A 12,057-nucleotide genomic window follows, 5' to 3' on the forward strand; every position below is an offset into this window, starting at 1 on the left:
GCGCGGGATGGCGCGGCGGCGCGGGCGCCCGCTCGGCAGCGCGCGGGCGCGCGCGACCTCGTTCAGGCGCTGCTCCAGTTGCGCATACAGTTCGCCGACGCGCTCCTGCAGTTCCTGCTCGCAGATCTTGACGATCGCCAGTTGCACCTGCGGCGCCAGCACCAGCCCGTGCAGCGCCGCATACACCGCCGCGCCCACGTGCTCGGGGCCGAACGGGTTGTTGTCGGCATCGATGCGCTGGCCGCCGGCGATGAAGCCGAGGAACCGGTTCAGCCGCATCAGCTCCGGCCGCCAGCGGTGCTGGATCGCCCCGGCCAGGTTGCGCACCGCCAGGCGCACGTCCAGTTCCTGTTCCGAGACCAGGCTGAGGTCGCCGCGCTCGCGCGCCAGACTGCGCTCCACCGACAGCGGACGGCCGGCTTCCAGCGCCTGCCAGGCCTGGGCCAGGTGCGCGCGGAAGCGCGCGGCGATCGGCTCGCGCTGCTGGCGCAGCAGCTGGATCGCCTCGAAATAATCGTTCTGGGTCGGCCCGGCGCGCTCGGCCATGCGGAACAGCGCTTCGGCCAGCACGTCCAGCACCTCGCCGAAAGCGCCGGCGAGCGGAACCGACACCACATCCCGGACCTGATCGAGCAGATCCGCGTTGCGGCTGGGCGACAACTCTTCAGCGTATTCAGCAAGGGTCATGGCAGTGTGATACGCAGGCAGCAGTGAGACCGACGTCAATTCGGAAGCTAGCGGCAGATCAGCAACACAACGCGATTGTCCGTGTAACTGCGGCATCCGCTGCCGCCTGCGAGCGCCCGACTATAATTCCGCGCCCGCCCCACGGAATCGAGACTATGCGCACAATTCATTCGCTGCAAGCGCTGGATGCGCGCCGTTCAGTGCCATCCAAGCAGCTGGGCGAGCCGGGACCGGACGCGGAGACGCTGCTGGCCATGCTGCAGTCGGCAGTGCGTGTCCCCGATCACGGAAAGCTGGTGCCGTTCCGCTTCCTGCGCATCGCCGGCCCGGCGCGTCAGGCGTTGGGCGACATCCTCGCCGCGCGCACCCTGCAGCGCGATCCCGGCGCGGCGCCGGCGGCGGTGGAGAAGGATCGCGAACGCTTCGCGCATGCGCCGGTGGTGATCGCGGTGATCGCCTGCCTGCAGCGCGGACACAAGGTGCCGGAGATCGAACAGTGGATGACCGCCGGCTCGGTGTGCTTCGCGCTGCTGCAGGCCGCGCAGGCCTACGGCTTCGGCGCGCAATGGCTGACCGGCTGGATGGCGTATGACGAAACGGTGTCCGCGCGGCTGGGCCTGGCCGAACACGAGCATGTCGCCGGCTTCATCCACATCGGCACCGCCCGCCTCGACGTGCCGGAGCGTGAGCGGCCGGACCCACGCGCGCTGCTCAGCGACTGGACGCCGTGAACGCAGGGCTGCCCCTGTCGCGGCCGCTGTACCTGGTCGACGCCAGCCTGTACGTGTTCCGCGCCTGGCATTCGATTCCCGACGAATTCCAGGACGCACAGGGCTGGCCGACCAATGCGGTGCACGGCTTCGCGCGCTTCCTGCTCGACCTGCTCGAGCGCGAGCGACCGCAGCACATCGTGATCGCCTTCGACGAAGCGCTGGACAGCTGCTTCCGGCATCGCCTGTACGCCGCCTACAAGGCCAACCGCGCGCCGGCGCCGGACGCGCTGCGCCGCCAGTTCGCGCACTGCAAGGCGCTGTGCGCGGCCCTGGGCCTGGGCGTATTGGCGCACCACGACTACGAGGCCGACGACCTGATCGGCAGCGCCCTGCACCGTGCACGCGGCGACGGCTTCCACGGCGTCATCGTGTCCGCCGACAAGGATCTGTCGCAGTTGCTGCTGGAGTTCGACGAACAGTGGGACTACGGCCGCGGCCAGCGCTGGGGCGCAGCCGGGGTCAAGGCGCGCCACGGCGTGCATGCGCACCAGATCGCCGACTACCTGGCGCTGACCGGCGATGCGATCGACAACATTCCCGGCGTCACCGGCATCGGCGCCAAGTCGGCGGCGATCCTGCTGGCGCATTTCGGCGACCTGGACACGCTGCTGGCGCGGGTCGACGAAGTGGCGTTCCTGCGCCTGCGCGGCGCTGCGCAGATGGCCGTGCGCCTGCGCGAGCAGCGTGAACACGCGCTGCTGTGGCGGCAGCTGACCACCATCGCCCTGGACGCGCCGCTGCACACCGCCAGCGCGGACTTCGCCCGCGGCGCGGCCGATGCCGACATGCTGCACGGCCTGTGCGAGGCGCTGCGCTTCGGGCCGCTGACCCGACGCCGCCTGCTGCAGGCGGCCGGCCTGGAGTTTGTGGCCGGCTGAGCGCTGGCCTTCGCCACGGGCAGGCGATGCCGCTGCCCGAAGCAGGCACGCCCTCGCACGCGCTGTGCCGGTTGCACTGTGGGGTCGCTGGCGCCGAGCGACTCGCGCGGCGCCAGCGACACCGGGCACGATCTGGCGCGCATCAAAAACACAACGCACGTTCTACACTGCACCGCATCGCCGGACCGCGCCGTGCGCGACCGCGCCCTCTTCCTCCGCCATCTTGCGAGCTGCCCATGCCCCGCCACGATTCCCCGCCCCGCATCGTCTACGAAGGCAAGTACCAGCGCATGGTCGTGCGCGGCACCTGGGAGTATTCCGAGCGCGTGCACGCCGGCGGCCTGGCCGCGATCATCGTGGCGGTCACGCCGGACGACGAGGTGCTGTTCGTCGAACAGTTCCGCGTGCCGCTGCAGGCCCGCACCATCGAGATGCCGGCCGGACTGGTTGGCGACATCGATGCCGGCGAATCGATCGAAGTGTCGGCGGTGCGCGAACTGGAAGAGGAAACCGGCTGGACCGCCGAGCACGCCGAAGTGCTGCTGATCGGCCCGACCTCGGCCGGCGCCAGCAACGAGAAGATCGCCTTCGTGCGTGCCAGCGGCCTGCGCAAGGTCGGCAACGGCGGCGGCGACGCCAGCGAGGACATCACCGTGCATTCGGTGCCGCGCACGCGCGCCGCCGCATGGCTGGTGCAGAAGATGGGCGAAGGCTACGCACTGGACGCGAAGCTGTGGGCGGGGCTGTGGATGATCGAACACGAACTCGACGGCACGCCGCGTGGCTGAGGGTCTCAGCCACGCATTGCCGCCGCTGCTGGGCGCGGACGACCCGCCGGTGTTCAGCATCCACCGACCACACGGTACATCGCCGTTCGTGCTGCTGGCGGATCACGCGGGACAGGCAGTGCCGCGCGCGTTGCACGGCCTCGGCCTGGCGCAGGCGGAACTGGACCGGCACATCGGCTGGGACATCGGGATCGCCGGCACCACCCGCGCGCTGTCCGCGCTGCTCGACGCCTGGGCGATCGAACAGACCTACTCGCGGCTGCTGATCGACTGCAACCGCCCGCTCGCCTCGCCGACACTGATTCCGCCGGTCAGCGACCGCACCGTGGTGTCGGGCAACGCCGCACTCACGGCGGCGCAGCGGCAGCAGCGCATCGACGCCGTGCATGCGCCCTACCACGCGCGCATCGCCGCCGAACTGGACGCACGCCGCGCCGCCGCGCGCCCCACCGTGCTGGTGATGATGCACAGCTTCACCCCGGTGATGGACGGCGCGCCGCGGCCCTGGCATGCCGGCGTGCTCTACCACCGCGACACCCGCTTCGCCCACGCGCTGCTGCAGGCGCTGCGCGAGGAAGACGACCTGCTGGTCGGCGACAACGCGCCTTACGCGGTCAGCGACAGCAGCGACTACGCGGTGCCCGTGCACGGCGAAGGCCGCGGCCTGCCGCACGTGGAACTGGAGATCCGCCAGGACCTGATCGCCGATGCCGCCGGCCAGCAGGCCTGGGCGCAGCGGCTGGCGCGGATCTTCAGCACGCTGCAGCCGCAGTTGCTGGCGCTGGGCTGAGTAACGCCGACGCCCTTCCCGCACCACGCCTCATGCCAGCGTCGGCACTGGCATCCACGGAAACGCCTTGTAGCCCTGCACCTGCAGCGGAACGCCGAGTGCGGCGAAATCGGCCGCGATCGCCGCGGCACGAAGACGATCCAATGCCTCGCCCACGGTCAGCGACCCGGCGCGACAGGCGGCCAACGCCTGGCCGATCGGCCAGTCCAGCAGGTGCGCGACCCGCTGCGCTATCGGCTTGACGCATTCGGGCGGACAGCGCGCAAGCACCAGATCGAACGAGGCAAAGACGCCTGCACCGACGCCAACCGCGCGCGCCGCCTCCCAAGCGTCCTCGTCCGCCTCGCCGAGCGCCTCGTCCACACCCTCGACCTGCAGGAACGCGTCGTACTCCGCGTAGTAGACCAACGCCTGCGCGTAGTCGTATAACGTCGACAGCGGGCGTTGCCGCTTCTGCACGTCGAGCACGTCGGCGAACGTCGCCGATTCCAGGTAGGGCGCCAAGCCCAGCGCGCGCGCCGCCGCGGGCGGTGTGTCATCGTCGCCGAATGCAGTGGCTTCGTCGGGCGGCAACCAGAAGCGCGCCTGCAGCGGATCCTCGCCGGTGGCATGCACCCAGCCGAACGCCTCGTGCACGTGACCGTCGTCGTTGCAGGCGGCAAAGGCATCCAGCGTCTCACGCAAGGTCAATAGCGGAATCATACGTCGTCGGGCATGCAGCGCGCGGCAGCGCAGTCTACGGCAGGTGTGCGGACGCTGAAGGAGAATGAAGCCTGCGAGACCGGAGCGAGACGTCGCTGGACATCGCCTGGCGTGTCGATCCGCGACCCCGTTCGACGACGACCGCTCGCCCGCACCCAAGCAGTCCGCGACCGGCAGCGCCGCCGCGATGCGCCCCCAGTGCAGCGGTACGCGGCTGGCGCAGCGGCGCCCGCGATCCGCAACGCCCGGTTGCCCCTGCGGCCGTTCGGCATGCACTGGCCACGACGCCGCTCAGCATGCTGAAGCGGCTGCCGCCCGCCTTCACACTAAGCTGAGTGTCTCCTGCGCACGCTCGGGCTGGACCGGTCCGTACCGGAAACCCGCCCCGCATCGGACCCCACATGCTCATCCGCCTCGGTTACGAAATCCGCTACCGGTTCGCGCAAGCGACGCCGATGCTGGCGATGCTGGACATCCACGACAGCCGCCGCGACGACATCGTTGCCGCCACCGCCTTGCACAGCGTGCCGGCGCTGCCGTTGCACCGTTATCGCGATGGCTTCGGCAACCGCTGCACGCGCCTGCAGGCGCCCGCCGGCACGCTGACCCTGCGTGCCGATGCGGTGGTGCGCGACAGCGGACTGCCGGACCAGTACCGCTACGACGCCGCGCAGACGCCGGTGGAGCAGTTGCCCGACGACGCCCTGGTGTACCTGCTCGGCAGCCGCTACTGCGAGACCGACCTGCTCAGTGGCATGGCCTGGGAGCTGTTCGGCGGCACGCCGCCCGGCTGGGCACGGGTACAGGCGATCTGCGACTACGTGCATACGCGCATCGCCTTCGGCTATGCCCATGCCTGCGCCACCAAGAGCGCCGCGCAGGCGCTGCAGGAAGGGCGCGGCGTGTGCCGCGACTTCGCGCATGCGGCGATCGCGCTGTGCCGCTGCATGAACATCCCGGCGCGCTACTGCACCGGCTATCTGGGCGACATCGGCGTCCCAGCCTCGGACGCACCGATGGATTTTTCCGGCTGGTTCGAAGCCTTCCTCGACGGGCGCTGGTACACCTTCGATGCACGCCACAACGTGCCGCGCATCGGCCGGGTGCTGATCGCGCGCGGCCGCGACGCCGCCGACGTGGCGATCAGCACCACCTTCGGCGACAACGTGCTGGAATCGTTCGTGGTGTGGACCGACGAGACCAAGCAGGCACAGCTCGACACGCGCCCCTTCGCAGCGGCCGGTGCCATCACCGCCGCCGGATGCGAACCCGGCAACGCGCTGGCCTGCTGAATCATTGCAGTGGACGGTGCCGCCATGCGCAGCACCGCCCTTCCGTGAACGCGCTATGCAGCCGCGCGCGGACTCAGGCGAAGCCGTCGGTGGCGCGCACCAACGCGTCGACGTTCTCGGGCTCGAACGCGGAATGGCCGGAGGCCGGGGTGATCTGCAGCGTCGCCTTCGGCCAGGCCTTGGCCAGGTCCCAGGCGTTTGCCAGCGGACAGACCACGTCGTAGCGGCCGTGCACGATCACCCCCGGGATGTCGGCGATGCGGTGCGCGTCGCGCAGCAACTGGTCCTCGACCTCGAAGAAGCCGCCGTTGACGAAGTAGTGGTTCTCGATGCGGGCGAAGGCCAGCGCGAAGTGCGGGTCCTCGTGGCTGTCGACGAAATCGGCGTCCACGTGCAGGAAGCTGGTCGCGCCTTCCCACACGCTCCAGGCCTTGGCCGCGGCCAGGCGGGTGGCCTCGTCGTCGCTGGTCAGGCGCCGGTGGAAGGCGGAGATCAGGTCGGCGCGCTCCACCGGCGGGATCGCCGCGACGTAGTGCTCCCATGCGTCCGGGAATAGGCGGCTGGCGCCTTCCTGGTAGAACCACTCCAGTTCCCAGCGACGCAGCATGAAGATGCCGCGCAGCACCAGTTCGGTGACGCGCTCCGGATGGCTCTGCGCGTAGGCCAGCGCCAGGGTCGAGCCCCAGCTGCCGCCGAACACCTGCCAGCGGTCGATGCCCAGGTGCGTGCGCAGCCGCTCGATATCGGCGACCAGGTTCCAGGTGGTGTTGTCGACGAGGTCGGCATGCGGCGTGGAGCGGCCGGAGCCGCGCTGGTCGAACAGCACGATGCGGTACTTGGCCGGATCGTGGAAGCGGCGCATCTTGGCGTTGCAGCCGCCGCCGGGACCGCCATGCAGCAGCACCACCGGCTTGCCGTGCGGATTGCCGCACTGTTCGTAGGACAGGGTATGCCGTGCGTCCACCGGCAACATGCCGCTGTCGAACGGCTCGATCTCGGGATACAGCGTGCGCATGGCGACTCCTGCGGGAAAACCGCGATTCTACCCATGCGCGCCACTTGAGCGGCGCTGACCAGCAACGGCCGGCCGCGAACGGACCTGGCGCAGCGCCGATCGGCCAACCGGGGTCGGGATCAACCGATCGCCGGCGCGCCTCTGCCGCCAGGGGCGTCCTGCAACCGCTGCTGCGCTTCCATGGCCAGGTGCTGCGCGCGCTGCTGGTTGAACGCCTGCGCCTGCTGCACCGTCTCGTGCATCGGTGCAGCGGCCTGCGCCACGTCCGTGGCGGCGCGGAAGCCCGGCGTGGTGCCGGACACCCACAGCGTGTCGCCGGCCATCTGCACCCGGTCGATCTTGTCGGCATCGGCGATGCCGGCCCGCTTGGCACCGAGCATCGCCTGCGCGACATGCGCATCGTCGATACGCGTCGGTACGTCCCTGCGGATGCGCGCGAACATGGTCTGATCGGACGCAGGCAGTGCGGCGAGGTTCTGCTCACGATCGGCCTTGTGTCCGGCCGACGGCGCCGACTGGACGCCGGAAGCAGGCGTCGCGGCAGGCGCTTGGGCCGGCGCGCTGCGCTGGAACCACTGCCCGGGATGGGTCAGCGTGTCGTAGGCCTTGCCCGCCGCGTGCTTGGCGGCATCGATGCCTTGCGTGGCGGTCTGTCTTGCGGCTTCGTACGCGTGCGTACCAACCCGCGCGGCGCTGTCGGCCGCTTGCTTCGCCGCATCATAGGCACTGGTGGCCGCACGTCCAGCTTGCGCCACGCCTTCGGTCACTACGTGTTTGGACGCGTCGTAGGTTTGAGTGGCCGCACGCCCAACCTGCTCCGCGCCTTCAGTCACCACATGCTTCGCGGCGTCGTAGGTCTGGGTGGCGGCACGCCCGACCTGCTGCGCGCCTTCGGTCACCACGTGCTTGGTCGCGTCGTAGGTTTGAGTGGCCGCACGCCCAACCTGCTCCGCGCCTTCAATCACCACATGCTTCGCGGCGCCGTAGGCCTGGGTGGCCGCGCGCCCCACCTGCTGCACGCCGTCGGTCACCACGTGCTTGGTTGCGTCGTAGGTTTGCGCCACCGCACGTTCGGCCCGGTCGATCCCATCGGAGACCGCCTGCTTGCCGAGCTGATACGTCTGCGTGGCGGTTTGCGCCGCGACCCGCGCGCCATCGTAGGCATCGACGATGTGATTGGCGACGTTGGCCACGCCCGCCTGGAAGCGAGGATCATGGATCCGCTCCACCACGGCGTCGGCAGCCGCATGCGCGCCTCGCTCCACGGCGCCTTTGGCCGATTCCAGCCCGCCGCCCACCCACCGCGCCGCCGCATCCGCACCTTGACCGTGCAGACGGGCGGCTTCGCCCACCACATGTCCAGCCAGCGGCGCAACCGGGATGAAGGGCGCGGTAAGGCGCCCGCCCTCCCGCGCCACGATCGCGATACGTTCGTCCAGCGCTTGCACGTAGCGACCGCCGGCGCGCACGGCATCGGCACCGTGTTGCAGGCCGTCGGCAACCCCGCGCACGGGCGCGCCACGCGCGATGGTGTCGCGAATGGCGGGATCGGCGTTGAGCACGAGGTACTCGTTGAGTTGCCGCCGCAGATTCGGCGACAGTTGGCCCTGCCCGTCGTTCCCGCGCATCTGCCGCAGCGACTCGGACAGTTCGGCGCGTGCGAAGGACACATCGCTGCCGAAGCGGTCGATGGCGTCCTTGTTCGCCGCGTAGCGCTGCGTCGCTTCCTGGAAGCGCTGGGGTTGCAGGATATTGTCCGGACTGTCGCTGCTGAAGTGCTGCTGGCCGCCGTGGTCGCTCAGCCGCATCGCGATCAGCGCGTTTGGCGGCGCCGACCCGGGCGGCGCATCCAGGTAGCGGCCGGCCCGCAGGCTCTGGATGTCCTCTTCGCTGGCCAGCGACACCACCTTGCCGACATGCGGACTGGCCGCGCTCACCACGTCGCCGGCCATGCGGTAGTTGGTGAGCTGGAAGCCCGGCTGCGGCGGGCCATCGATCATGTCCGCCGCGCCGAAGCCGTTGTAGGTGGCGCCGCGCAGGCCATATTTGGCGGCCTGGAGTTCCGCCAATGCGCCGCCCAGGGAGTGGCCGGCAGCGAATATCTGGGTTTTCGGGATGCCCTGCGCAGCCGCTTTGGCGATCATCTGCGCTGTAAACGCGTCGGCCGCAGACTTCTGCGCGTTGACGGTATCTCGCACCATCTTTGCATCGACGGCGATGTCCTGCAGCGTCGTCAGCGCGTGGTCCGCTTTTTCCGAAACACTCTTACCTGAAAATAGACCAGGATCAGTACCTCGGTACGCGACAATAACATTGTGAGGCGACGCAACGCTTTGATACGCAGTTGCGTGAAAGCCGGTAGCCGGATCACTGGCATAGCCAAATATCTTATAATCCTGGCCATCTAGAGAAACATATCTATTGTTATCGCCCACATCACGCTGTGATCGGTTGGCATACGAGTCATTACTTGCATCAGCTAACGCTTGATCAATGACTTTCATGACTTGACTTCCTTAACAGTGATCGTCACTGGGAAATAAGCATCAGGGTCTTTAAGAACCTCGGGATCGTCAGACTGGAACTCTAGCGCACCATAGGGAACCAAAGCAGGATCCCCATAAGAACTATTCTTGAAATAGCTTTTCCCACCACCCTCGCGCAAGATTTTTTCCAACAACCCTCCCCAACCGAATTTCACACCCTTGCCAATCGCGCTAACACCCACACTTGTCACATCCCAGTGGCAAACCCCGAGATTGAAATAATCTTCATCCAGCAGGGCATCGCGATAAAAATAGCCCTTCCACGTGTGGTCATCCACCTGGACCATAGGAATATCGAGCCCGGTGTTAGGCACATGGTGCTCGCCAAGAACTGGCATCATCGGCACACAATTCTTATTGATGACGTCATATCCAATGTAAGCACCCTTGAAAGAATCCCACGGTCCCGGCGCATTTGACGTGGCGATGACCTCGTAGCGCTTGACCGGATGCGGATTCAGATGCCCGGTCGCACCGTCGTTGCCAACATCGATACCTTTCGAACAACCGGCGGCGGTCGCGGCCAGGGGCATAATGGCGGCAGCGGCCAGGTGGTGCAGTTTCATCGTATCGTCCTCGGGGGGAGAGGCCGCAGGCAGCGCGGCAGTGGGGTCTGGTGGCAATGGCAGTCTCGGCTTGCGCCAGGGCGCAATCGGCACCCCACCACGCGGCAGCGCGCCAAGCCTGGCGTAGACGTCCGCATTGATGCTGCCCATGTCGCGCAGGAGTTGCGCATCGCGCATCGTGCGGGCGCGTGGACGATAGGGATTGTCGCTGTACGTGCTCTTTTCGTCGCTCATCGCGCCACCTCTCCTTTATCAAGACGCCAAGTTGCGACTGCGATCTTACTCGCTGGAAACCATGTCGCCACTGCCCATCGCGCAAAGGGTACAAGTGAGATCCTGACCCACATCCATGGCCCGGATTTTCCTGATGAATCGCCATCGGGCTCTGATACCGGCATGCGGCAGCGCCAGGTATTGGTTACATAACTGACTGGAAGCCTGTAGCTGAGCCACTGGAAAAGCCGAGAACCCAGTAGCGCCTCTCACCTGAATGCACCTGCTTCTTGCAGCGATATCGCTTCGAGGACGATTCACATACGCGTCGTTGGCCGCATCGGCAACCGCTTGATCAATCCCCTTCACGGCTGGGCCTCCCTGACAGCGAGGGTGACAGAGAAATACGCGTCCGGATGCTGTAGCACTTCAGGATCAGCAGGATCGAAATCCTGCGCCCCGTAAGGGACCAGGGACTTATCCCCATACGCGACCTTCTTGAAATACCTGGTCCCTCCACCTTCGCGCAGAATCTTCTCCATAGAGCCGCTCCGCGCAAACCTTAGGCCCTGAGCAATCGCACTGGCGCTCACGCTCGTGACGTCCCAATGGCACACCCCAAGCTTGAAGTAATCCTCATCCTGCAGCGCATCACGGTAGAAATACCCCTTCCACGTATGGTCGTCTACGCGGGTCATCGGAACGTCGAGTCCGGTATTGGGGACTTGCTGTTGACCAATGAAGGGGATCATCGGAACGCACTTCTTATTGACGACGTCGTATCCGATGTAGGCGCCCTCGAATGCATCCCACGGCCCCGGCGCATGGGACGTGGCGATGACCTCGTCGCGTTTGACCGGGTGCGGATTCAGATGCCCGGTTGCGCCATCGTTGCCGACGTCGATGCCGTTGGAGCAGCCCGCGCCAGCCACGAGGATGGCAGCGACAGCGAGTGCGCGCAGGATTCTGAGACGGGGCCTGCGACGAGCGGTCACGCCGGCAGGGATCCACGCACCCTCGGCATGCCGCGCACCCGTCTATGCCACGGCGGGCGTGGGCGGTACGCGCATCGCATTCGAAAGGCGACTGAGGGTGAACATTGCGGGTCATCCATGTCCGGCATCGTTACCCACGCACCATACCCCGGCGCCGGCGGGTCAGGCCAGCGGCTGGCGCCCCAGCGTGACCCGGTCGCGCGCCTCCAGGTCCTGATACGTCGCCACCTCCGCGAAGCCGGCCGCCTCCAGCAGCGCGCGCACCGCCGCGCCCTGGTCCCAGCCGTGTTCCAGCAGCAGCCAGCCGCCGGGCAGCAGATGCGCCGGCGCATCGGCGACGATCCGGCGCAGGTCGTCCAGCCCATCGGGGCCAGACGCCAGCGCGCTGGCCGGTTCGTAGCGCAGATCGCCCTGCTGCAGGTGCGGGTCATCCTCGGCGATGTAAGGCGGGTTGCTGGCGATCAGATCGAAGCGCTGGCCGGCCAGCGGCGCCAGCCACGGCCCATGCGCGAAGGCGACGTTGCCCAGGCCATGTGCGTGCGCATTGGCCTGCGCCATGGTCAGCGCCTCCGCACTGAGGTCGGTGGCCGTCACCTGCGCCTGCGGCCGCTCGCTGGCCAGGGCCAGGGCGATGGCGCCGCTGCCGGTGCCGAGGTCGGCGACCCGGCGGCCCGGTGCCAGGTCCAGCCGTTCCAGCGCCAGTTCCACCAGCCGCTCGGTGTCGGCGCGCGGGATCAGCGTGGCCGGCCCGACCGCCAGGTCCAGGGTCCAGAAGCCGCGCCGGCCGGTCAGGTAGGCCACCGGCTCCCCCC

General features: G+C 67.9%; 12 protein-coding genes. 5 read left to right on the forward strand and 7 right to left on the reverse strand.

Annotated features, from left to right (window positions below; all coding sequences use genetic code 11):
• A partial coding sequence (locus D180_RS01320; protein ID WP_232760250.1) for a DUF1631 family protein occupies positions 1–687 on the reverse strand: 687 nt, incomplete at its 3' end.
• A 155-nt stretch (positions 688–842) separates the two neighbouring features.
• On the opposite strand from D180_RS01320, the gene D180_RS01325 reads away from it, so the two are divergent.
• The 4 genes from D180_RS01325 (at position 843) to D180_RS01340 (ending at position 3,916) form a co-directional block, all read left to right on the forward strand.
• The gene (locus tag D180_RS01325) at positions 843–1,418 is read left to right on the forward strand and encodes a nitroreductase (RefSeq protein WP_017911349.1); all 576 of its coding nucleotides are present in this window, start codon (positions 843–845) and stop codon (positions 1,416–1,418) included.
• Entirely contained in the window at positions 1,415–2,338 is a 924-nt protein-coding gene (locus D180_RS01330; protein WP_017911350.1) for a 5'-3' exonuclease H3TH domain-containing protein, read from the forward strand. The genes D180_RS01325 and D180_RS01330 overlap by 4 nt, the downstream gene beginning before the upstream one ends.
• Before the next feature lie 236 nt (positions 2,339–2,574).
• Positions 2,575–3,126, forward strand: coding sequence for an NUDIX hydrolase (locus D180_RS01335; protein WP_017911351.1), 552 nt, complete (start codon positions 2,575–2,577; stop codon positions 3,124–3,126).
• Complete coding sequence (locus tag D180_RS01340) at positions 3,119–3,916, forward strand: N-formylglutamate amidohydrolase (RefSeq protein WP_043090277.1); 798 nt, start codon at positions 3,119–3,121, stop codon at positions 3,914–3,916. Before D180_RS01335 ends, D180_RS01340 begins: the two co-directional genes overlap by 8 nt.
• Positions 3,917–3,946: 30 nt before the next feature.
• Here the strand turns inward: D180_RS01340 and D180_RS01345 are convergent, their stop codons facing one another.
• The gene (locus D180_RS01345; protein ID WP_232760252.1) at positions 3,947–4,894 is read right to left on the reverse strand and encodes a hypothetical protein; all 948 of its coding nucleotides are present in this window, start codon (positions 4,892–4,894) and stop codon (positions 3,947–3,949) included.
• 125 nt (positions 4,895–5,019) lie between these two features.
• Here D180_RS01345 and D180_RS01350 point away from each other — a divergent pair, with 125 nt between their 5' ends.
• Positions 5,020–5,910, forward strand: a complete 891-nt coding sequence (locus tag D180_RS01350; protein ID WP_017911354.1) for a transglutaminase family protein — start codon at positions 5,020–5,022, stop codon at positions 5,908–5,910.
• Between the two features lie 73 nt (positions 5,911–5,983).
• Here the strand turns inward: D180_RS01350 and pip are convergent, their stop codons facing one another.
• The 5 genes from pip to prmC form a co-directional block, all read right to left on the reverse strand.
• A complete protein-coding gene (gene pip / locus D180_RS01355; RefSeq protein WP_017911355.1) occupies positions 5,984–6,925 on the reverse strand; it encodes a prolyl aminopeptidase in 942 nt (313 codons plus the stop codon).
• 119 nt (positions 6,926–7,044) lie between these two features.
• The gene (locus D180_RS01360) at positions 7,045–9,429 is read right to left on the reverse strand and encodes a hypothetical protein (protein WP_051064757.1); all 2,385 of its coding nucleotides are present in this window, start codon (positions 9,427–9,429) and stop codon (positions 7,045–7,047) included.
• Positions 9,426–10,271 carry a hypothetical protein gene (locus D180_RS24125; protein ID WP_198526492.1) on the reverse strand — a complete coding sequence of 282 codons (846 nt, stop codon included), beginning with the start codon at positions 10,269–10,271 and terminating at the stop codon, positions 9,426–9,428. The genes D180_RS01360 and D180_RS24125 overlap by 4 nt, the downstream gene beginning before the upstream one ends.
• 344 nt (positions 10,272–10,615) lie before the next feature.
• Positions 10,616–11,245: a hypothetical protein gene (locus tag D180_RS01365; protein WP_232760254.1), complete on the reverse strand. Its 630-nt coding sequence runs from the start codon at positions 11,243–11,245 to the stop codon at positions 10,616–10,618.
• 162 nt (positions 11,246–11,407) lie between these two features.
• Positions 11,408–12,057, reverse strand: a 650-nt coding sequence (gene prmC, locus D180_RS01370; protein ID WP_043090280.1) for a peptide chain release factor N(5)-glutamine methyltransferase, incomplete at its 5' end; no start/stop codon positions are given.

This window comes from Xanthomonas sp. SHU 166, from assembly GCF_000364685.1.
GTDB lineage: Bacteria > Pseudomonadota > Gammaproteobacteria > Xanthomonadales > Xanthomonadaceae > Xanthomonas_A > Xanthomonas_A sontii.

What these genes read in the sequence shown, in the direction of transcription:
- D180_RS01350 (WP_017911354.1), top strand. Translation starts at nt 5,020, where the DNA reads ATGCTCATCCGCCTCGGTTACGAAATCCGCTACCGGTTCGCGCAAGCG.
- D180_RS01325 (WP_017911349.1), top strand. Translation starts at nt 843, where the DNA reads ATGCGCACAATTCATTCGCTGCAAGCGCTGGATGCGCGCCGTTCAGTG.
- D180_RS01360 (WP_051064757.1), bottom strand. Translation starts at nt 9,429, where the DNA reads ATGAAAGTCATTGATCAAGCGTTAGCTGATGCAAGTAATGACTCGTAT.
- D180_RS24125 (WP_198526492.1), bottom strand. Translation starts at nt 10,271, where the DNA reads ATGAGCGACGAAAAGAGCACGTACAGCGACAATCCCTATCGTCCACGC.
- D180_RS01335 (WP_017911351.1), top strand. Translation starts at nt 2,575, where the DNA reads ATGCCCCGCCACGATTCCCCGCCCCGCATCGTCTACGAAGGCAAGTAC.
- pip (WP_017911355.1), bottom strand. Translation starts at nt 6,925, where the DNA reads ATGCGCACGCTGTATCCCGAGATCGAGCCGTTCGACAGCGGCATGTTG.